19 protein-coding genes are annotated in these 20,234 nt (G+C 70.0%); 12 read left to right on the plus strand and 7 right to left on the minus strand.

Annotated features, from left to right (window positions below; all coding sequences use genetic code 11):
• Positions 1–70 precede the first annotated feature (70 nt).
• The 6 genes from I6J71_RS05030 to I6J71_RS05055 all read left to right on the plus strand — a co-directional run bounded on the left by I6J71_RS05030 (position 71) and on the right by I6J71_RS05055 (position 6,238).
• The gene (locus I6J71_RS05030; RefSeq protein WP_204093646.1) at positions 71–871 is read left to right on the plus strand and encodes an IclR family transcriptional regulator; all 801 of its coding nucleotides are present in this window, start codon (positions 71–73) and stop codon (positions 869–871) included.
• 90 nt (positions 872–961) lie between these two features.
• Complete coding sequence (locus tag I6J71_RS05035; protein ID WP_204093647.1) at positions 962–2,149, plus strand: Rieske 2Fe-2S domain-containing protein; 1,188 nt, start codon at positions 962–964, stop codon at positions 2,147–2,149.
• Positions 2,146–3,075, plus strand: a complete 930-nt coding sequence (locus tag I6J71_RS05040; protein ID WP_204093648.1) for a PDR/VanB family oxidoreductase — start codon at positions 2,146–2,148, stop codon at positions 3,073–3,075. Before I6J71_RS05035 ends, I6J71_RS05040 begins: the two co-directional genes overlap by 4 nt.
• 12 nt (positions 3,076–3,087) lie before the next feature.
• Positions 3,088–3,555: a hypothetical protein gene (locus I6J71_RS05045; RefSeq protein WP_204093649.1), complete on the plus strand. Its 468-nt coding sequence runs from the start codon at positions 3,088–3,090 to the stop codon at positions 3,553–3,555.
• Positions 3,556–3,728: 173 nt separating this feature from the next.
• Positions 3,729–4,160 (plus strand): DUF3761 domain-containing protein, encoded by a 432-nt coding sequence (locus tag I6J71_RS05050; protein WP_370542083.1) that lies wholly within the window; start codon positions 3,729–3,731, stop codon positions 4,158–4,160.
• Between the two features lie 734 nt (positions 4,161–4,894).
• Positions 4,895–6,238 (plus strand): MFS transporter, encoded by a 1,344-nt coding sequence (locus I6J71_RS05055; protein ID WP_239155270.1) that lies wholly within the window; start codon positions 4,895–4,897, stop codon positions 6,236–6,238.
• Here the strand turns inward: I6J71_RS05055 and I6J71_RS05060 are convergent.
• A complete protein-coding gene (locus tag I6J71_RS05060; protein ID WP_204093650.1) occupies positions 6,235–7,788 on the minus strand; it encodes an acetolactate synthase large subunit in 1,554 nt (517 codons plus the stop codon). The genes I6J71_RS05055 and I6J71_RS05060 overlap by 4 nt on opposite strands.
• Positions 7,789–7,819: 31 nt before the next feature.
• Positions 7,820–9,193 (minus strand): FAD-binding oxidoreductase, encoded by a 1,374-nt coding sequence (locus I6J71_RS05065; protein ID WP_204093651.1) that lies wholly within the window; start codon positions 9,191–9,193, stop codon positions 7,820–7,822.
• 862 nt (positions 9,194–10,055) lie between these two features.
• Here I6J71_RS05065 and I6J71_RS05070 point away from each other — a divergent pair.
• Positions 10,056–10,361 carry a winged helix-turn-helix transcriptional regulator gene (locus tag I6J71_RS05070; protein WP_204093652.1) on the plus strand — a complete coding sequence of 102 codons (306 nt, stop codon included), beginning with the start codon at positions 10,056–10,058 and terminating at the stop codon, positions 10,359–10,361.
• Between the two features lie 78 nt (positions 10,362–10,439).
• Here the strand turns inward: I6J71_RS05070 and I6J71_RS05075 are convergent, their stop codons facing one another.
• Positions 10,440–10,940: a DUF3830 family protein gene (locus I6J71_RS05075; protein ID WP_204093653.1), complete on the minus strand. Its 501-nt coding sequence runs from the start codon at positions 10,938–10,940 to the stop codon at positions 10,440–10,442.
• A gap of 3 nt (positions 10,941–10,943) precedes the next feature.
• Complete coding sequence (locus I6J71_RS05080; RefSeq protein ID WP_204093654.1) at positions 10,944–12,203, minus strand: aspartate aminotransferase family protein; 1,260 nt, start codon at positions 12,201–12,203, stop codon at positions 10,944–10,946.
• Between the two features lie 111 nt (positions 12,204–12,314).
• Here I6J71_RS05080 and I6J71_RS05085 point away from each other — a divergent pair, with 111 nt between their 5' ends.
• From I6J71_RS05085 to I6J71_RS05095, 3 genes are all read left to right on the plus strand, one after another.
• Complete coding sequence (locus I6J71_RS05085) at positions 12,315–13,778, plus strand: NAD-dependent succinate-semialdehyde dehydrogenase (protein WP_204093655.1); 1,464 nt, start codon at positions 12,315–12,317, stop codon at positions 13,776–13,778.
• A gap of 73 nt (positions 13,779–13,851) precedes the next feature.
• Complete coding sequence (locus tag I6J71_RS05090) at positions 13,852–14,910, plus strand: tartrate dehydrogenase (protein ID WP_204093656.1); 1,059 nt, start codon at positions 13,852–13,854, stop codon at positions 14,908–14,910.
• Positions 14,911–15,009: 99 nt separating this feature from the next.
• Positions 15,010–15,480 (plus strand): DUF4262 domain-containing protein, encoded by a 471-nt coding sequence (locus I6J71_RS05095; RefSeq protein ID WP_204093657.1) that lies wholly within the window; start codon positions 15,010–15,012, stop codon positions 15,478–15,480.
• A 37-nt stretch (positions 15,481–15,517) separates the two neighbouring features.
• Here the strand turns inward: I6J71_RS05095 and I6J71_RS05100 are convergent, their stop codons facing one another.
• From I6J71_RS05100 to I6J71_RS05110, 3 genes are read right to left on the minus strand one after another with little or no spacing between them, the layout of a single operon-like run.
• Entirely contained in the window at positions 15,518–16,210 is a 693-nt protein-coding gene (locus I6J71_RS05100; protein WP_204093658.1) for a GntR family transcriptional regulator, read from the minus strand.
• A 3-nt stretch (positions 16,211–16,213) separates the two neighbouring features.
• Positions 16,214–16,948 (minus strand): aspartate/glutamate racemase family protein, encoded by a 735-nt coding sequence (locus I6J71_RS05105; RefSeq protein WP_204093659.1) that lies wholly within the window; start codon positions 16,946–16,948, stop codon positions 16,214–16,216.
• A 58-nt stretch (positions 16,949–17,006) separates the two neighbouring features.
• A complete protein-coding gene (locus tag I6J71_RS05110) occupies positions 17,007–17,747 on the minus strand; it encodes an Asp/Glu/hydantoin racemase (RefSeq protein ID WP_204093660.1) in 741 nt (246 codons plus the stop codon).
• A 163-nt stretch (positions 17,748–17,910) separates the two neighbouring features.
• Here I6J71_RS05110 and I6J71_RS05115 point away from each other — a divergent pair, with 163 nt between their 5' ends.
• Both I6J71_RS05115 and I6J71_RS05120 read left to right on the plus strand, forming a co-directional pair.
• Positions 17,911–18,843: a D-2-hydroxyacid dehydrogenase gene (locus I6J71_RS05115; RefSeq protein WP_204096884.1), complete on the plus strand. Its 933-nt coding sequence runs from the start codon at positions 17,911–17,913 to the stop codon at positions 18,841–18,843.
• Entirely contained in the window at positions 18,840–20,219 is a 1,380-nt protein-coding gene (locus tag I6J71_RS05120) for an amidase (RefSeq protein WP_204093661.1), read from the plus strand. The genes I6J71_RS05115 and I6J71_RS05120 overlap by 4 nt, the downstream gene beginning before the upstream one ends.
• Positions 20,220–20,234 lie beyond the last annotated feature (15 nt).

Consider the following 20,234-nt stretch of genomic DNA (forward strand, 5'->3'; position numbering starts at 1 on the left):
CATGAGGTTGGCGGCCCCGAGCGACGTGGCCGCAGGCCGCGGCGATCGAGCGGCCGGAACCGGAGGTGCGGTGGCGCGCTGGACGACCGGGGAGTCGGTGCTCGCCCGGGGTGCGCGGGTGCTGGAGGCGTTCGACGCCGAGCACCGGGTGCTCACGGTCGCCGAGATCGCGCGGAAGGCGGGCCTGCCGGTGCCGACGGTGCACCGGCTCGTGGCGCAGCTGCTCGACGTCGGGTTCCTGGAACGTGAGCAGCGGCACCGCGTCCGGATCGGTCTGCACCTGTGGGAGCTGGCGTCGCTGGGCGCGCGGGCACTGGATCTGCGGGAAGCCGCGATGCCGTACCTGGAGGACGTGCACGTCGCGACGCGGCAGCACACGCAGCTGAGCGTGCTGGAAGGCAAGGACGTGCTCGTCGTCGAGTGGCTGAAGGCGCGCAAGGTCCTCAAGCAGCTGATCCTGCACGCCGGGCGCCGTGTGCCGGCGCACGTGGTGGCGGGCGGTGCGGTGCTGCTGGCGCACGCGGGCAAGGAACTGCAGGACGAGGTCCTCGCGGGACCGCTCGCGCGCTTCAACGACAAAACGCCCACGGAGCCGGAGGAATTGCGGCGGTTGTGGGCGTACGCGAAGAAGCACGGCTACGTCGTCTGCGACGGGTTCGTGAGCCCCAACGCGGTGAGCGTCGCGGTGCCTGTCACCGGGCGGGAGGGTGAGGTCGTGGCCGCGATCGGGGTCGTGGTGCCGGCCGACGACGCGCAGCCGATGGCGCTCGTGCCCGTCCTCCTCGCAGCGGCGCACGGGATCGGGCGCGCGTTGCGGTCGACCGTGGCCGAACCGCCGACGCGGATGTGGCCCTTCCGTCCTCCTGTGTGAGCCCGGATTCCAATCATTGGAGTCTCCGTAGAGCGGGCCGGGCGCTTCCGTGGATGGTGATCACACCGCCACCACGAACGAGGAGCAACCATGGACGTCGGCACCGCGTACGGACGCAAGCCCGGCCAGTCGCTGCTGGAGCTGACCCAAGTCGGGCCCGGCACGCCCTACGGCGAGGTCCTGCGCCGCTACTGGCAGCCCGTCGCGTTGTCGACCGACGCCACCACGACCCCGAAGCGCCTGCGGATCCTCGGTGAGGACCTCGTCCTGTTCCGCACCCGCCGCGGCGCGGCCGGGCTGCTCGCGCCCGACTGCGCCCACCGCGGCGCGTCGCTGTTCTACGGCGGTGTGGAGGACGACGGCATCCGCTGCTGTTACCACGGCTGGGTCTTCGACACCGAGGGCCGCTGCCTCGAGCAGCCGTGCGAGCCGGAGCTGGGCCGCCACCGCGACCGCGTGCGCCAGCCGTGGTACCCGGTTCGCGAGTACCACGGTCTGGTCTTCGCCTACCTCGGCCCGCCGGACCGCAAGCCCGCGTTCCCCGTCTACGACGTGCTGGAGAACCTTGGCGAGGGCGAAGCCGTGTACGCCGACGACAAGAGCTTCGGCGCCGGCGGCCCCGCGGAGGTGGACTTCAACTGGCTGCAGCACTGGGAAAACGTGATGGACCAGTTCCACATCCCGATCCTGCACGCGCGGTTCTCGGGCAACCAGTTCATCCCGGAGATGGCCGTGCTGCCCGAGTGCACGTTCTCCTACACCGAGCAAGGCGTCCGCGTGACGGCGATGCGCGACTTCTCAGATGGCCGCGTGCTCACGCGCCTGACCGACGTCGTGTTCCCCAACATCCGCCTGATCCCCGGCCCGCGGCTGACCGTGGTGGGGCCGACGCCGATCGTCGGCTGGGCGGTGCCGTTCGACGACACCCACTTCAAGGTGTTCACCCTGTTCCGCGCCACGAACCCCGACTACCTGGCGACCGAGAGCCTGAAGCTCGGCGACGGCAAGAACTGGCACGAGCTCACCGAAGAGGAGCACCAGCGCTACCCGAGCGACTACGAGGCGCAGAAATCGCAGGGGCCGACCGCCGTGCACTCGCGCGAGTTCCTGACCACGACCGACCAGGGCGTCGCGATGCTGCGGCGCATGATGGCCAAGCAGATCAAGGCGGTCGCCGACGGCGGTGACCCGGTGGGCGTCGTGCGCGAGGGCGAGACCACGACGTACCACGTGCTGGCGGGCAGCTACTTCGACGGCGTGCCGGCGGCTTCGCGGTGACCGACCTGCGGGTGGTGAGCCTGACGTGGGAGGCGGACGGCGTGCTGTCGGTCGTCTTCGCCGACCCTTCGGGCGCTCCCGTGCCCGCCTGGACGCCCGGCGCGCACGTGGACGTCGAAGTCGGCGGCCTGCGGCGCAGCTACTCGCTCTGCGGCGACCCCGCGGACGATCGGGTGTTGAAGATCGCGGTGCTGCACGAGCCGGCCGGGCGGGGTGGTTCGGAGTTCGTCCACACGCGACTGCGACCGGGTGACCTCGTGCCGGTTTCGGCGCCGGTGAACAACTTCGAGCTCGTCGACGCACCGTCGTACGTGTTCATCGCGGGCGGGATCGGCATCACGCCGGTGCTGCCGATGCTCACTGCCGTCACCGCGCGCCGCGCCCAGTGGCGCCTCGTGTACGGCGGCCGGCGGCGCACGTCGATGGCCTTCCTGGACGCGCTCGCGCGCTTCGGCGCCGCGGTGGCGGTGCGTCCGGAGGACGAGTTCGGCCTGCTGGACCTCGACGAAGCGCTGAAAGAGACCACATCGGACACTGTGGTTTATTGCTGCGGACCGGAACCACTGCTGGTGGCGGTGGAGGAGCGGTGTCGTGAGCACGACCGGCAGCTCCGGGTGGAGCGGTTCGCCGCCAAGCCCGTCGAGTCTTCGTTGCCCGCCAACGCGTTCGAGGTGGTGTGCGCCCGCTCGGGGGTGACGGCGACGGTCGGCCCGGACCAGAGCGTGCTGTCCGCGCTGGAGGACGCCGGGCTGCCAGTGCTGTACTCCTGCCAGGACGGCATCTGCGGCACCTGCGAAACCACCGTGCTGGAAGGCGCCCTCGACCACCGCGACTCCGTGCTCACCGACGCCGAGCGCCAGGCCGGCGACACGATGTTCATCTGCGTGTCCCGGTGCACCTCGCCGCGGCTGGTCCTCGACCTGTAGGAGGTCTGTTCGTTGCGTCCCATCGCAGTTCTGGAGGTGGACGGCGTCCTCGCCCTGGACGACCCGTGCGTCCCGGTCGTCGAAACGGTCGTCCACACCTGCGGCCACCGCTGGGCCCGCCCCATCAAGATCCCCGTCGGCGCCGCCGACGTGCTCCACCGCCTCGCCGCCGAGTTCGACGTGGTGTGGGCGAGCTCGTGGTCCCACAACGCGCACCCGGCGTTGCAGGAGGCACTCGACCTGCCCACCGAGCCGTGGCCGTTCCTGCCCGTGCAGTTCCGCAAGCTGACCGCCATCCGCACCCACGCGGCCGGCCGCCCCTGGGCCTGGATCGACGACGCCATCCACGACCTCGGCCCCATCCCCGAGCCGAAAGACGGCCTCTTGGTACCGGTCGACCCGCGGGTCGGGATCATGGCCGTCGATCCGGTGGCACTGCGCGAGGAGGTGTTCGAGCGGGTCACCACCCGCCTCAGCTGAACGCGAGTACGCGAGGCGTCGCACCTTCGACGCACTCGTGGCCGGCCCGGGACTGAAATCGTGGCCCGGCAACAAATTCGGCCCACTTCTGCGAAATCCTTCACGGGTGTAACGATCCGTGCCTGTTCCTCGACAACGCGGCGCACGTCCATCTTTTCCGAGGAGGGTCCGAGTTGTTGCGGAAACTGGGAATGGCACTGGCCGCCTGCGCACTGGTCGCCGGCTGCGGAGTCGGCACGGCACCTACGGGAAACAGCGGCGTGGTCGCCCCCACCACGTCTTTCTCGACGCCGATCCCCACCCCGGCAACGGAAACCGCCTCCACCACCCCGACCACTTCGCCGGCCGCGACGACGACCGACGCACCATCGCCCACCACCCCGAAGACGACTACGGCACAACCAAAAACGACCACCGCCACCCCGCACCCCACCTCGACGGCCTGCGGCGCGGACTACTACCGCAACTCCTCAGGCGTCTGCGTCCACCGCCCGTCCACCAACTCCTCCGGCGCCACGGCGATCTGCAAAGACGGCTCCTACAGCTACAGTCAACACCGCTCCGGCACCTGCTCCGGCCACGGCGGCGTCAAGACCTGGCTCTGACAAACACCCCCAAGGCGACAACGCCACCTACGCAACCGCCCCCCAACGACGCAACGAGATTGCGCCCCGCCCTGCCAGCCATCTCGAACGGCGTCGCACCACGCGTACGCCACCGCCGCTCAACGACGCAACGAGATTGCGCCCCGCCCTGCCAGCCATCTCGAACGGCGTCGCACCACGCGTACGCCACCGCCACCAAACTAAGCAACGCGTCCTGCGCCCAGCCCCCGCCCGGCACCTCGATCCGAAGCCTCCACACGGCCGCCGACCGCGTGTCAAGGCACGCTTTCCCGCCTTGACACGGGGTCAGCGGCCGTAGTCACACTCGCGCTCCGGGGTGCATACGCCACGCAACACGCCCCCGCGTAGGACCGCATCCCAACCACAACGCAACACAACCCGCATCACCCCACAACGCCCCGCAACCCGCCCCTGCGCAGGCCCGCGCCACCCCGCAACTCACCCCGCGCATGACCACATCATGACCACAGCGCAACGAAACGCACTCCCATCCAACCCCCGACCCGGACCCCACCCAACCCATTGTCCAAAATGACTGCTCCATTCAGCCCAGTCCCCAAAGTCTGATCAATCACGAACCTCCCCTCTTGATCCCTCCACCCGGTACCGTCCCTTCCGGTATGACGTACGAGTAACTGGGAGCCGGAGTGACTCACAGAGGTGGACGGGCCATCGTCGTGGTCCTCGCTTCCTGCGGTTTGGTCGCGTCGTTCATGCAGACGCTGGTGGTGCCGCTCATCCCTGCGTTCCCACAGCTCCTCAACGCCACCGCCACCGATGCGTCCTGGGTGGTCACCGTCACGTTGCTCGCCGGCGCCGTGATCACGCCCGTCGCGGGGCGGCTCGGGGACCTGTACGGCAAGCGCCGCATCCTGCTCGCCAGCGTGGCCGTTCTCGTCGCCGGTTCGGTCATCTCCGCGCTGACCAGCTCCCTCGCCCTGATGGTCGTCGGCCGTGGTCTGCAGGGGTGCGCGATGGGTGTGATCCCGCTGGGGATCAGCATCATGCGTGACGAGCTGCCACCGGAGCGGGTGAGCGGGGCCGTCTCGCTCATGAGCGCGACGCTCGGCGTCGGTGGGGCCATCGGTCTGCCGCTCGCGGCCGTGGTCGCGGAAAACGCCGACTGGCACGTCCTCTTCTGGGGGTCCGCCGCCCTCGGCATCGCCTGCGCGGCCTTGATCTTCCGCTACGTCGGCGAATCCCCGCTCCGCACGCCTGCCCCGTTCGACTACGCCGGCGCGTTCGGACTCGTCGCGGGGCTCACGTGCCTGCTGCTCCCCATCGTCAAGGGCGGCGAGTGGGGCTGGGGCAGCCCCGCCACGCTCGGTTGCGCTGCCGCGGCCGTGGTCGTGCTGCTGGCCTGGGGCTGGTACCAGCTGCGCCGCCGCGACCCGCTCGTGGACCTGCGCGTGTCGGCGCGCCGGCCGGTGCTGTTCACGAACCTGGCGTCGATCCTGGTCGGTTTTTCCATGTACGCCATGGCTTTGTCGTTCCCGCAGCTGCTGCAGGCGCCGTCGGCCACCGGCTACGGGCTCGGCCAGACCATGGTCGAAGCGGGCCTCAGCCTCGCGCCCAACGGCCTCGTCATGATGGCCCTCTCACCCGTCTCCGCGCGGATCACCAACCGCTACGGCGCCCGCACCACGCTGATGACCGGCTCCATCGTGATCGCCGTCGGGTACGTCTTCGCGATTCTGCTGATGGACAACGTGGCCGAGCTGATCGCCGCGTCCGTGATCATCGGCGCGGGCGTCGGCATCGCGTACGCGGCCATGCCGGCGCTGATCATGGGCTCGGTACCCGTGACGGAAACGGCCTCCGCCAACGGGCTCAACTCGCTCATGCGCTCCGTCGGCACCTCGACGTCCAGCGCGGTGATGGCCACGCTGCTCGCCCAGCTGACCATCACCGTCGGCGCGCTCACCGTGCCGTCGCTCACCGGCTTCCGCACGACGTTCGCCGTCGCGGCCGTCGCCGCGCTCGTCGGACTGGGCCTCACGGCCCTGGTGCCCCGAGTCCCCGCGAAGACGGCTGCCCCGGAACCCGCGGCGGTCTAGAGCAGCGGCGGCACCGCCGCGTCGATCAGGTGCGGGCCCGGCTCCGCCAGCGCCCGGCTGAACTGCTCGGCCAGCTCCTCCGCCGTGGTCGCGCGGGTGGCGGGCACGCCCATGCCCTCGGCCAGCTTCACGAAGTCGAGGTCCGGCCGGCCGAGGTCGAGCAGATCCTTCGCCTTCGGCCCGCCCGACGCCGCCCCCACGCGCTGCAGCTCCATCCGCAGGATCGCGTATGCGTGGTTGTTGAGGATGACCGTGGTGACGTTCAGGTTCTCGCGCGCTTGCGTCCACAGCGCGGAGATCGTGTACATCGCGCTGCCGTCGGACTGGAGGTTGATCACCGGTCGTGACGGCGCGGCGATCGCGGCGCCTGTGGCCACCGGCATGCCGTAGCCGATCGCGCCGCCGGTGAGCGTGAGGACGTCGTGGCGCGGGGCACCGGCCGTCGCACCGGGCAACAGCAGGCCGGACGTGTTGGCCTCGTCGGCGATGATCGCCTGCTCGGGCAGCAGCGCGCCGATCACCTCGACCCAGTTCTGCGCGGTGAGCGGCCCGCTCGGCAGCGCCGGCCGCGACGCCTCCTGCAGCACCGGTGCGACGGCCCCGGCGACCAAGTTCGCGACGTCGCTCAGCGCGGTCACCACATCCTGGCCGGCTTCGGCCAGCGTGTGCACCTTCGCGCCTTCCGGCACGAGCACGCTCTCCTTGCCCGGATAGGCGAAGAACGACACCGGCGCCCTCGTGCCGGCCACGATCACGTGCTTCACACCGTCGAGCTGGTACATCGCCTGCTCCGACAGGTATCCGAGGCGTTCGATGTTCGGCAGGCCCGCACCGCGCTCGAGCCGCGACGGGAACGTCTCCACGAGCGCCTTCGCGCCCGTCGCCGCGGCGATCCGGCTCGTGGCGAGCAACCCGGCCTCTCGGCAGGCGGCGCCACCGATCAGCAGCGCAACCGGTTCGCCGCTGCGCAGCACCTCGGCGATGGCCTTCACGGTTGTCGCGTCGACGCCCTGCGCCGGGCGCGGCGGGATCGGCGCGCACGTCTCGCCACCCTCACCCCACGACGCGTCGGCGGGCAGGATCAGCGTGGCCACCCGGCCCGGCGCGTCGAGCGATGCCGCGACGGCCGCGGCCGCGTCGGCGCCGACGTCCTTCGTGTGCCCGGACCGGCGCACCCAGCCTTCGAGGGAACCCGCCACGGCCTCGATGTCCGACTCCAGCGGGGCGTCGTACTGCTTGTGGTACGTCGCGTGGTCGCCGATCACGTTCACGATCGGCGTGTGCGCGCGCCGAGCGTTGTGCAGGTTCGCGAGACCGTTGCCGAGCCCCGGGCCGAGGTGCAGCAGCGTCGCGGCGGGCTTGCCGGCGATGCGCGCGTAACCGTCGGCCGCGCCGGTCACCACGCCCTCGAACAGCCCGAGCACCCCCCGCATCTCCGGCACGGAGTCGAGCGCCGCGACGAAGTGCATCTCCGAGGTGCCGGGGTTCGAAAAGCACACCTCGACCCCGGAGTCGACGAGGGTGCGGATCAGGGACTGGGCGCCGTTCATGTGGCTCACTTTCTGGTCGAGGCCCGAGGTCTCAGTCGAAGAGTACGCCGGGGTTGAGGATGCCGGCGGGGTCGAAGCCCTGCTTGATCCGGCGCAGCAGCGCCAGCTTCGCCGGGTCTTCGAGTTCCTTGTGGTACTTGGTCTTCGTGCGGCCGAGGCCGTGCTCGCCGGAGATCGCGCCACCGAGGTCCATCGCGTGCGCGAAGATCTCGGTGAGCAGCTTCGAGCGCGTTTCGGGATCCTTGCAGAAGATCGCCAGGTGCACGTTGCCGTCTCCGGCGTGGCCGCAGCCGATCGCGCCGCCGCCCGCGGCCTGCGCCAGCTCGCGCGCCTTGGTGAGGAACTCCGACATCGCCGAGCGTGGCACGACGACGTCGATCACGTCGTCGGCACCGGCCGACTTCGCCGACCAGAACGCCTTTTCCCGCGCTTCGATGAGTTTGCGTGCGGAGCCGCCTTCGAGCACATACACGTCGACCGCGCCGAGTTCGCCCAGCAGTTCACCGAGCGTCTCGACGTCTTCGTGGAGCCGGTGGTCGACGCGGTTCTCCAGCGCCACCACCAGGTATGCCTGCACCTTGTCGCGGATCGCCTCGGGGACGCCGAGTTCCAGCTTCTCATTGTAGACGATGGCGGCCATCGTGAGGTTGTCGATGTACTCGACGATGTGGGGCGTCAGCCCGCTCGCGACGATCTTCGGGACGGCTGCCAGAACCTGGTCGAAGTCGTCGAACGGAGCGAGCACGGTGGCGCCGTGCGGCAGCCGCGGGTGCAGCTTCACGATCACCTCGGTGGCGAGCGCGAGCGTGCCTTCGGAGCCGATGATCAGCTGCGTGAGGTCGTAGCCGGTGGACACTTTGGACGTGCGCCCGCCCGTGCGGATGATCTCGCCGGTGGGCAGCACGGCCTGCAGGCCGACGACGTTGCTGCGCGTGACGCCGTACTTGATCGCCCGCATGCCGCCGGCGTTGGTGGCGACGTTGCCGCCGATGCTCGAGCTCAGCTCACCCGGGTAGACGGGGTAGGTCAAGTCCACCTCGGCCGTGCGCTGGTCCAGCTCGGCCAGCGTCACACCGGGCTGCACGACCGCGACGTGGTTGACGGTGTCGATCTCGAGCACCGCGTTCATCCGCTCGAACGACACGAGCAGGCCGCCTTCGACGGGCCGGGCCGCCGCGGACAGCCCGGTGCCGGACCCGCGCGCCGTCACCGGGACCCCGGCTTCCGTCGCGGCCTTCAGCAGTGCCGAAACTTCCTCCGCGTTCTGCGGTTTCGCGACGTACGCGGGTTTCTGCTGCTGCACGCTCAGCGCTTCGTCGTGGGCGTAGTCGTCGGAGATCGCGTCGCCGACCAGCAGGTTCTCCGCACCGACGATGTCCGCGAGCCGTGCGCCGACGTCACTCATCTACTGCCACTCCTCCTGCGCCCTTGCCTGGTTACCGAAGCGTAGTACGACAGGCGGGAGGGTCGCTATGAAACATCTTCATGTTTCGGCGAGGGTGACGCGAAAGGACCGTTCGCTCAGCGGTCGCCGATCGGAGTGGTGGCGGGGGCGATCAGCGGTGCATTGCCGCCGTATGCAAGAAAGAGGGGCATTTTCAGCGACGCCCCGCGTGCCGCCGAAAACAGCCGGAAAAACGTGTCTTGACCACGCCGGAAAATGCGCGCAGCCCGGATGTGCGTGATTGCCACCCGAGGGGCCGGCCCGCGCCAACAGGCCGGCCCCGTCGTTCGAATCCGCCGTCGGATCAGACGAGCCAGCCGAGCACGTGCGCCAGGTGAGCGAGCAGACCCGTGATCAGGTCGTGGCCGTGGTGCGAGTGCTGGATGAACGTGTGCATCGAGGGCTCCTTGTTCTGATTTCGTGTTCAGTTGTGCTCTCGCGAGGAGCGATCGAAGATTTTCACCGCCCTGGCGAGCTGTCAAAAAACGAATCGCCGGCCCGGGCGGACATCACGAATCTTCCCAGCCTAAACATGTAAGGCTTTCGTGTTCAGCGCCGGGGTGCCATTGTGGACGGACGGCGACGGTCAGTAGCGCAGAGCGAAGGTGATCACGGTGGGTAGCAGAACGTTGTTGCGGCAACCGGGCGGCGTCGCTACCCGAACCGATGATCGGCCTGCCACTAATGGTGAGTCCCGCAGGTTCACACGCCCGGGTGACGACGAGGTCGTGTCAAAGCCCGCGGCACTGCCGTCAGGACTTCGTCAACGGCCGGAGTCCCTTGTGTGAGCGCGCTTTAGCGTCGTCGGCGAAGGAGGTGTGCCGTGCCCGCACCGCTGCACGTGACCGGCTACCGGAAGGCCGTCGAGACCATCGACGCGCTCACTGAGGGTGAGATCGAGTTCACCGAGCTGCGCAAGCGCACTCGACTGTCGCGGCACTGGCTCGCACGCGTACTCCGGGTGCTCGCCGCCGAAGGGCTCGTCACCCGTGTCGGCACGTGGGACGAGCGCCCCGCGCCGGACGCGCGGTTCGCGCTGACCCGCGAAGGCCGTTGCCTCGCCGACGAGCTCGCGGACCTGGACGTCTGGACGGCGCTCTACGAGAACTACGTCAACGGCGCCACCTGACCGGGGTGGGGGACAGCGAAGGCCTCCACGCCGTGCGGACAGCGGACGCGGAGGCCTTCGCCTCGGGCAGGAGGAAACTCAGTCCGCTCGCGCGTACGTGAGCGTCTCGCCTTCGACCCCGCGCAGCCACAGGTCCTGCGCGGCCTCGGCCATCTCCGCGAGCCCCTCCTCGATCGTGGCGAACACGTTGCCCGGCACCCAGCCGGCGTCGCCGTTGATGAGGAGGTTGTTGCGGCCGTAGAAGATCGCGAGGTCCGTGGCACCCTGGTCGGCGTGGGCTTCGCTGCCTTCGTCGTAGCCGTACGCGGGGTTGCCGATCTCCCACGGCTCGAACCCGAAGTACACGACGTCGCCGGGGATCGGCGTGATCGTCGGGTTCTCCCGGCCCACCTTGGGCTTCGCGAACGGCGGCACGAGGGTGTAGACCTCGTTGCGCGCGTACTTGGCGTGGTAGGCCGAGCCGCTCTGCGGCAGCGCGTCCCACACGGCCTGGCAGGTGCGCGGCGCTTCGGCGTCGAGCAGTCGCGCGCGGCAGGTGACGCCGCGTTTGTCGAGCGTGATCGTGATGTAGCGCGCCATGGCTCAGCTCCCCGCCGTCACGGAGGCGACGACGTCGCCCCAGATCTTCAGTGCGTCGTCGACCTGCTCGGCGTTCACGACGAGCGGCGGCACCATCCGCACCACGTTCGAGTAAGCGCCGCAGGTGAGCAGCAGCAGGCCGTTCTTCGCCGCCGTCTGCTGGGCCGCGGCGGCCGTCGCACCGTCCGGCTCGCCGTCGGCGGTGGTGAACTCGGTGCCCACCAAGAGGCCGAGCCCGCGCACGTCGCCGATCGCCGGCGTCTTGTCCGCGATCAGCCGCGCGCCTTCGAGCAGCTGACGGCCGCGCTCGGCGGCGTTCTCGACCAGGTTCTCGTCGCGGATCACGTCGAGCGTCGCGAGCGCGGCGGCGCACGAGACCGCGTTGCCGCCGTACGTGCCGCCCTGTGAACCGGGGAACGCCTTCGCCATCAGCTCCTGCGAAGCGGCGATACCCGACAGGGGGAACCCGCTCGCGAGGCCCTTGGCGATGAGCACCACGTCGGGTGTGATGCCGAAGTGGTCGTGGCCCCAGAACTTGCCCGTGCGGCCGAAACCGGCCTGGATCTCGTCGACCACGAGCACGATGCCGTGGCGGTCCGCGCGCTCGCGCAGCCCGGCCATGAACTCGCTGTTGGCCGGCACGTAACCGCCCTCGCCGAGCACCGGCTCGACGAAGAACGCGGCGGTCTCGTTCGGCGCGGACACCGTCTGGAACAGGTAGTCGAGCTCACGCAGCGCGAACTTCGTGGCCGTGTCCTGGTCCCAGCCGTAGTGGTAGGCGTACGGGAACGGCGCCACGTGCACGCCGCCCATGAGCGGCGAGATGCCGGCGCTGAACCGCGTGCCCGACGTGGTCATCGTGGCGGCGGCGACGGTGCGGCCGTGGAAGCCGCCCTGGAACACGATCACGTTGGGGCGCTTGGTCGCCTGGCGCGAAAGCCGCAGCGCGGCCTCGACCGCCTCGCTGCCGGAGTTGCTGTAGAACAGCGAGTCGAGACCCGTCGGCAGCACCTCGCCGAGCCGCTTCGTGAGCTCCAGCAGCGGCTTGTGCATCACGGTCGTGTACTGGCCGTGGATGAGCTTGCCGATCTGCTCGCGCGCGGCCTCGACGACGCGCGGGTGGCAGTGGCCGGTACTCGTCACGCCGATCCCCGCGGTGAAGTCGAGGTGACGTTTCCCGTCGACGTCGTAGAGGTACACCCCCTCACCGTGGTCGACCACGACGGGAGTTGCCTGCTTGAGCAGCGGGGACAGCTGGGCCATGCGGCGCTCCTGGTTCTGGTGTGAGGTTGCGCTTGAGTGCGCGGTGAGCGGTTGTCGATTGTTGACAATATCCATAGCATGGCCTCGGGACAACACGGAGGAGCGAGCTGGATGAGTGCGATCACTGAGGCCGGCGTCGTCGGCGCGGTCGACAAGGAACTCTTCATCGGCGGCAAGTGGGTGCCGGCCAAAAGCGGGAAGACGTTCGAGGTGCAGGACCCGTCGACCGGCACCGCACTGTGCGAGGTGGCGGACGCGGGCCCCGAGGACGGGATGGCGGCGCTCGACGCGGCCGTCGCTGCGCAGGCGAGCTGGGCCGCCGTCGCGCCCCGCGAGCGCGGCGAGATCCTCCGCCGGGCCTACGACAAGCTGATCGAGCGTCGTGACGAGCTCGCGCTGCTGATGACGCTCGAAATGGGCAAGCCGCTGGCCGAGGCGGCGGGTGAGATCACCTACGCGGCCGAATTCTTCCGCTGGTTCGCCGAGGAGGCCGTGCGCATCGACGGCGGGTACGCCACCGCGCCCAACGGTGTCGGCCGCTTCCTGATCACGAAGCAGCCGGTGGGCCCGACGCTGCTGATCACGCCGTGGAACTTCCCCATGGCCATGGGCACGCGCAAGATCGGCCCGGCCGTCGCCGCGGGCTGCACGATGGTGATCAAGCCGGCCGCGCAGACGCCGCTGTCGATGCTGGCGCTGGCGTCGATCCTCGCCGAGGCCGGGTTGCCCGAGGGCGTGCTGAACGTCGTCACGACCACCGACGCGGGCGGCGTGATGGAGCCGCTGATCCGTGACGGCCGCGCGCGCAAGCTGTCGTTCACCGGGTCGACCGCGGTGGGGCGCAAGCTGCTGGAGCAGTGCGCGGAGAAGGTCCTGCGCACGTCGATGGAGCTCGGTGGCAACGCGCCGTTCGTCGTGTTCGCCGACGCGGATCTCGACGCGGCCGTCGAAGGCGCGATGCAGGCGAAGATGCGCAACATTGGCGAGGCGTGCACGGCGGCGAACCGCTTTTACGTGCAGCGCGGCGTGGCCGAGGAGTTCTCGCGGCGGCTGACCGAGCGCATGCAGGCCCTGGCGATGGGCCGCGGCACCGAAGACGGCGTGGTCGTGGGCCCGCTCATCGACGAGGCCGCCGTGCGCAAGGTGACCGAGCTGGTCAAGGACGCCACCGACCGCGGCGCGCGCGTGCTCACCGGCGGCGCGACCGTCGACGGGCCGGGCCACTTCTACCAGGCCACGGTGCTCACCGACGTGCCGGCGGACGCGCGCATGGCGTCGGAGGAGATCTTCGGGCCGGTCGCGCCGATCACGCCGTTCGACACCGAGGACGAGGTGGTCGAGCAGGCCAACGACACCGAGTACGGCCTGGTGTCCTACCTCTACACCAGCGACGTGAAGCGCGCGCTGCGCGTGTCCGAGCGGCTCGAGGCGGGCATGATCGGGCTCAACCAGGGCATCGTGTCCAACCCGGCGGCACCGTTCGGCGGCATCAAGCAGTCGGGCCTCGGGCGCGAAGGTGGCACGGTCGGCATCGACGAGTTCCTCGAGACCAAGTACATCGCGGTGAGCCTGTGAGCGAGCTTGCGAGTGAACCAATGAACACGGCGCGTCCGGCGGATGCCGCACCGAGCCCCGGCGAGGTGCGCGCATGAGCGAGTACCGGATTGCGAGTATCCCCGGTGACGGCATCGGCGTCGACGTCACGGTGGAGGCCCGCAAGGTCCTCGACGCCGCGGCGGCGAAGCACGGCTTTTCGTTGCGGTGGACGGAGTTCGACTGGAGCTGCGAGCGCTACACCAAGACCGGCTCGATGATGCCGGACGACGGCGTGGCGCAGCTGGCGGCGTTCGACGGCATCCTGCTGGGTGCCGTCGGGTTCCCCGGCGTGCCGGACCACGTTTCCCTGTGGGGTCTGCTGATCCCGTTGCGGCGCGCCTTCCAGCAGTACGTGAACCTGCGGCCGGTGCGGCTGCTGCCGGGCACCACGTCGGTGCTCGCGGGCCGCACGGCCGACGAGCTGGAGATGGTGATCGTCCGCGAGAACTCAGAAGGGGAGTACTCGGCGATCGGCGGCCGGCACAACTCCGGGCGGCCCGACGAATTCGTGCTGCAGGAATCGGTGTTCACGCGCGTCGGGGTGGAACGGATCATCCGCTACGCCTTCGAGCTGGCGCGCACGCGTTCCTCGCGCGTGACTTCCGCGACGAAGTCCAACGGGCTCATCCACTCGATGCCCTTCTGGGACGAGATCTTCGCCGAGGTCGCGGCGAAGTACCCGGACGTCGAAAGTGGACAGATGCACGTCGACGCGCTGGCCGCGCGGATGGTGCAAGCGCCCGAGAAGCTCGACGTGGTGGTGGGGTCGAACCTCTTCGGCGACATCCTGAGCGACCTGGCGGCCGCCGTCACGGGCGGACTCGGCATGGCACCGTCCGGAAACATCAACCCATCGGGTGAGTTTCCGTCGATGTTCGAAGCGGTCCACGGAAGCGCTCCGGACATCGCCGGCCAGGGCATCGCCAACCCGGTGGCCCAGATCCTGGCGGGTGCGATGCTGCTCGAACACCTGGGCGAAAGCGTTGCCGCGCAAGCGATCCGCGCATCCGTCGACGAGGTGCTCACGGCCGGCGCCGAGCTCACCCCCGACCTCGGCGGCACCTCTACCACAACTCGCCTCGGCACGGCGGTGGCCGAAGCGCTCCGCTGATTTTTCGTCGGTGCTCCCCGCTTCACTCTTCCCCGACCGACCGGGACCCGCCGGCCGGGGGTTCGCTCCACGAGCTGGAGCAGGGGGAGCAGGGCACCGATGTGCGAGCAGTGTGAGTACCCGGGCAGATCCGGGCAGGAGTACGTGGCGGAGATCCTCGCGCGGATCGAGGAGTACGGCTGGTGCGTCCAGGGTGTGCTGGGAACGGATTCCCGGCCGCCCTGGGCGTACACGGTCGGCCTGACGGCCCACGGGCTGCCGGAGCTCCTGGTCGCCGGCCTGCCACCACAACCGGCGGAGGCGCTGCTGTCCGCGGTGACCGAACGCACGCTCGAGGAGGGGCCACCGCGACCCGGTGAGGTGTTCTCGCTGCGGGGGCTGCCGACCGTGGAGATCGTGGCGCTCGCCGAACCGTCGGCACACCTGCTGGTGGCGGTCTCCTTGTACGGCAGGGAAATCCGGGCGCTGCAGCTCGTGCACGCGGACGAGGCGGGGCGCTTCCCGTGGGCACCGTCCTACCGGGACGGTCGCGGCGGGCAGCCGGTGCTGGGGACGCGGTCCGATGGGTGAGCGCTTCCGCGGTGCGGTGACGGCTGCGGCCTCGTGGTCACGAAACCTGTGTCGCCCCTTCCTTCAGGCTCGAACCCGGCAGCAGGCGGCCGATCGCGTCTTCCATGTGGGCGTCGAGCAGGTCCAGTGCGGTGTCCGCGTCGCCGGTGCGCAGCGCTTCGATGATGCGCGTGTGCTCTTCCACGCGGTCTTCCACGCCCTGGTACGTGCCTTGCAGCAGCGTCAGGCACATACGCGTCTCGATGAGCAGCGTGCGGGCCATGCGCACGAGCCGCTTGCTGCCGGAGGCCGTGATGAGTGCCTCGTGGAAGGCGAGGTCGGCCGTGGAGAGCGCGGCCGGATCGTCGTCGTCCGCGGCGGCGGCCATGTCGGCCACGGCCTGTTCGAGCACGGCGGCGATGGCGTCGCGGTCGCCGCGCAGAGCGCACAGCAGCGCCGCGCGCTCCACGGCGGAGCGGGCGAGGTAGACGTCGAACACGTCGCCGGGCTCGAGGTCGATCACGAACAGCCCGCGGTGGCGTTCACTGCGCAGCAGGCCTTCGGACACGAGGTGCTGCATGGCCTCGCGCAGCGGACCGCGCGAGACCTGGAAGCGGCTGGCGAGGTCGGTTTCGCCGAGCTGCGTGCCGGGTGGCAGGGCGCCGGTCATGATCGCGTCACGCAGCTGGCGCGCGATCACGGCGGCCGTCGACTCGCGGCTCACCGGTTCTATCCCGGGCAGGGCGACCACGGTTCAGCCCCTCACCCGGAACAGTGCGCCGAGCGAGCGCACCAGACGAGTGGTGCCGGTGAGGCGCAGGCCTTCCCAGATGGTCACCTGGTTCGCGGTGAGCACGGGCTTGCCGAGCTCGCGCTCGATGGCGTTGATCTCGGCGAGCGTGCGCATCGCGGTGTCGGGCACCAGCACGGCGTCGGCTTCGGGGTGGTCGTTCTCGACCGCCAGGCGCACCACGGCTTCCGGCTCCAGGCGGCCGACCTCGGCCGCGGTGTCGATGCCCGCGCTCTTCATCGTCAGCACCTCCACGCCGCCTGCGGCGAGGAAATCCACGAACAGGCGCGCCACGTCGTCGGGGTAGCTCGCGGCCACCGCGACCCGCTTCACGCCCAGCGCCTGCGCCGCGTGCACGAACGCGTACGACGTGCTCGAGGCCGGGACACCGGCCACCGCGGCGAGCCGGTCGGCCTGGTCGCGCGCCCCGTCCCAGCCGTACACGAAGCTGCCGGACGTGCAGGCCCAGATCACGGCGTCGGGCTCGTGCTTGGCGAGCAGCTCGGCGCCGTCGGCCAGCCGGGCCTCGCTGCCGAGGTCGAGCAGCTCGGGCACCGCGTGCAGGTCGGTGCCGTAGATGTGCTCAACCGGGAGCCGGATGTCGCCTTCGGCGGAGTCCGAACCGCCGAGCAGCTGCTCCGCGAGCGGGTAGTCGTCCTCGGCCGCGTGGTCGGGGTAGATGAAGCCGATCGTGGTCACGAAACCTCCGGGATACGCAGATTGTCGACAATCTTAACGGTGTCGGTCAAACAGCGGATCATGACACCTCCCCCAGCCACTTGCCGGGGCCGACGATCGGGAGGCGCATGCGGCGCAGGCAGGCCCACATCGTCAGCTGGTTGGCGGTCAGCACGGGTTTGCCCAGCGCCGACTCGAGGGGCTCGATCAGATCGAACGTGGGGAGGTTGGTGCAGCTGACGAAGATCGCTTCGGCGTCGGCGTGGTCGGCGGCGAGGATGCGCTCGGCGATGGTGCGGTAGCTGACTTTCCAGATGCCGCCGCCGAGGCCGAGGTGATCGCTGGAGACCGTGTCCACGCCGAGCTCGCCGAGGAAGTCGTGGAGCTTGCCGGTGAGGTCGGCGTCATACGGCGTGAGCACCGAGACGCGGTGCAGGTCGAGCTGGTGCAGCACCTCGGCCAGCGCCCCGGAGGTGGTCACGGCGTCGGGGGCGCCCGCGTCACAGATGGCTTTGGTGAGGGAACGTTCGTAGTCGGTGCCGTTGACGAAACTGCCGGAGGTGCACAGATAAGCGACGACCTCGGGCTCGACGTGCAGCACGTCGCGCGTCGCCGCGGCGAGGTGCCGGCTGTCGCTCACGAGCTGGGCCATCTCCATGCTCACGGGCACGGGCTCGTACGGCGTGCGGGCGAGGTGGAGGGAGACCTCCATGGGCACCCAGCGCCAGAGTTCACGTTCGAGGGCAAGGTCGAACGGCGCGATCACGCCGATGCCCCGCTGGGCTAACGGGCCCTCGAACGCGAGGAAGTCCAGATCCAAGGCTCAGCCTCCGGAGTACGCCTGTACGACTGACAAGTCCGGTGCTCCGGGGGACGTTCCTCGGATTGTTGACAATCATACGAGCCACTTTTACGGTGTCAATGTGATCGTCTCGGAATTTCCCGTGCTGGCGGTGCTGTGCGGGTCGGCTCCACCACCGGACATGGCCGCTATCGAAACAGCGGCGGTGGTTCGTTACACCGACGCGGCAGGATTACCCGAAGCGCTTACCGGAGCCGAGGCTCTGTTCGTCTACGACTTCCTCTCCACGGCCGTGCCCGGAGCTTGGCATTCCGCAGGCGAACTGCGGTGGCTGCACATCGCGAGCGCGGGCGTCGACCCGGTGCTGTTCCCCGGTCTGATCGAGAGCGACGTGGTGCTCACGAACTCGCGCGGGGTGTTCGACGACGCCATCGCCGAGTACGTGCTGGGTGTGGTTCTGGCCTTCGCCAAGGACTTCGCGCGTTCACTCGACCTGCAACGCGCCGGCACTTGGCAGCACCGCGAGACGGAACGGATCGCCGGGCGCGAGGTGCTCGTGGTCGGCACCGGGCCCATCGGGCGCTCGATCGCGCGCTTGCTGCGGGCCGCCGGCCTGCGCGTGTCCGGGGCGGGGCGGCGGCCGCGCACGGGCGACCCGGACTTCGGCGTCGTCCACGACTCCGCCGAGCTGACGCGGCACCTGCCGGCCTACGACTACGTGGTGGCCGTGGCGCCGCTGACCGAGCAGACGAAGGGCATGTTCGACGCGGCGGCGTTCGCGGCGATGAAGCCGTCGGCGCGGTTCGTGAACGTGGGGCGAGGCGAGCTCGTGGTCACGTCCGACCTGGTCGCGGCGCTGCGCGGCGGCGAGCTCGCCGGGGCGGCGCTCGACGTGTTCGACACCGAGCCGCTGCCCGCCGACAGTCCACTCTGGACGATGCCGGACGTGCTGCTGTCGCCGCACATGTCGGGGGACTTCATCGGCTGGCGCAGCACTCTGGTAGAGGTCTTCGAGGCGAACTTCCGCCGCTGGGTGGCCGGGGAACCGCTGCACAACGTCGTGGACAAACGGCTCGGATACGTGCCGTCGGGATCAGAGGGAGCGACCGGATGAGCGACCGGGAACTGACCGCCAGCGAGCTCGTCGCGGCCTACGCCACCGGGGAGCTTTCGCCGGTGGCGGCGACGCAAGACGCGTTGAAGGCGATCGAGGAGCGCGACGGCGAGCTCAACGCCTACTGCCTCGTCGACGCCGACCGCGCCCTGGAACAGGCGAAGGCGGCGGAGATCCGGTGGCGCGACGGCAACCCGATCGGCTGGCTCGACGGCGTGCCCTCGTCGATCAAGGACATGTTCCTCACCGCGGGGTGGCCCACGCTGCGCGGTTCGACGAGCATCCCGGCCGACCAGCCGTGGGACGTCGACAGTCCCGTGATGGCGCGGATGCGCGAAGCGGGCCTGGTGGTGCTGGGCAAGACGACCACACCCGAGATCGCGTGGAAGGGCGTGACCGACAGCGCGCTCACCGGTATCACGCGCAACCCCGTGAACCCCGCGATGACCGCGGGCGGATCGAGCGGCGGTAGCGCGGCGGCCGTGGCGGCGGACATGGGCGCGCTCTCCGTCGGCACCGACGGCGGCGGCTCGGTGCGGATCCCCGCGTCGTTCTGCGGGATCGTGGGGCTGAAGCCCACGCACGGGCGCATCCCGCTGTTCCCGGCGAGCCCGTTCGGCCCGCTGTCGCACGCCGGACCGATGGCCCGCAGCGTCGACGACATCGCGTTGCTGCTCGACGTGATCGCCACGCCGGACCCGCGTGACCCGGCCGCGCTGGCGCCGCCGGTGGGCACCTACCGCGAGGCCGTACGCCGCGACGTGCGCGGGCTGATCGCGGCGTTCTCGCCCGCGCTCGGCTACGTGCAGGTCGACCCGGAGGTCGCGGCGATCGTCGCGTCGGCGGTGAAGTCGCTGGAGGACGCTGGGCTGCAGATCGAGGAGGCGGATCCGGGGTTCGAGGACCCGAAGCCGTCGTTCGACGTGCTGTGGTCCACCGGTGCGGCGAAGTTGCTCGACTCGTTCCCGCCCGGCAGCGAAGACCGCGTCGACCCGGGCCTGCGGCTCGTGTGGGAGAAGGGCAAGACCTTCTCGGCGAGCGACTACCTCGATGCCACCGCGGTGCGCGCGGCGCTCGGCATCCTCATGGGCGAGTTCCACACGCGCTATGACGTGCTGATCACGCCGACCCTCCCGATCCCGCCGTTCGAGGCCGGGCACAACGTGCCGCCGGGCAGCGGGCTGAGCGAGTGGCCGGAGTGGACGCCGTTCACCTACCCGTTCAACATGACGCAGCAGCCGGCGATCAGCGTCCCGGCGGGACGCACGTCGGCGGGGCTCCCGGTGGGGATCCAGATCGTCGGGCCGCGGCACTCGGACGACCTCGTGCTGGCCGTCGCGAAGCTGCTCGAAGAGGTGCGTCCCTGGGCCGGGTAGAGCCGCAGCACTTCC

The organism is Amycolatopsis sp. FDAARGOS 1241, assembly GCF_016889705.1.
In the GTDB taxonomy this organism is placed as follows: Bacteria; Actinomycetota; Actinomycetes; order Mycobacteriales; family Pseudonocardiaceae; genus Amycolatopsis.

Coding starts and splice junctions, on each gene's coding strand:
- I6J71_RS05035 (WP_204093647.1), top strand. CDS start 962: ATGGACGTCGGCACCGCGTACGGACGCAAGCCCGGCCAGTCGCTGCTG.
- I6J71_RS05115 (WP_204096884.1), top strand. CDS start 17,911: ATGGCCGCTATCGAAACAGCGGCGGTGGTTCGTTACACCGACGCGGCA.
- I6J71_RS05085 (WP_204093655.1), top strand. CDS start 12,315: ATGAGTGCGATCACTGAGGCCGGCGTCGTCGGCGCGGTCGACAAGGAA.
- I6J71_RS05060 (WP_204093650.1), bottom strand. CDS start 7,788: ATGAACGGCGCCCAGTCCCTGATCCGCACCCTCGTCGACTCCGGGGTC.
- I6J71_RS05120 (WP_204093661.1), top strand. CDS start 18,840: ATGAGCGACCGGGAACTGACCGCCAGCGAGCTCGTCGCGGCCTACGCC.
- I6J71_RS05080 (WP_204093654.1), bottom strand. CDS start 12,203: ATGGCCCAGCTGTCCCCGCTGCTCAAGCAGGCAACTCCCGTCGTGGTC.
- I6J71_RS05065 (WP_204093651.1), bottom strand. CDS start 9,193: ATGAGTGACGTCGGCGCACGGCTCGCGGACATCGTCGGTGCGGAGAAC.
- I6J71_RS05090 (WP_204093656.1), top strand. CDS start 13,852: ATGAGCGAGTACCGGATTGCGAGTATCCCCGGTGACGGCATCGGCGTC.
- I6J71_RS05055 (WP_239155270.1), top strand. CDS start 4,895: ATGCAGACGCTGGTGGTGCCGCTCATCCCTGCGTTCCCACAGCTCCTC.
- I6J71_RS05095 (WP_204093657.1), top strand. CDS start 15,010: ATGTGCGAGCAGTGTGAGTACCCGGGCAGATCCGGGCAGGAGTACGTG.
- I6J71_RS05075 (WP_204093653.1), bottom strand. CDS start 10,940: ATGGCGCGCTACATCACGATCACGCTCGACAAACGCGGCGTCACCTGC.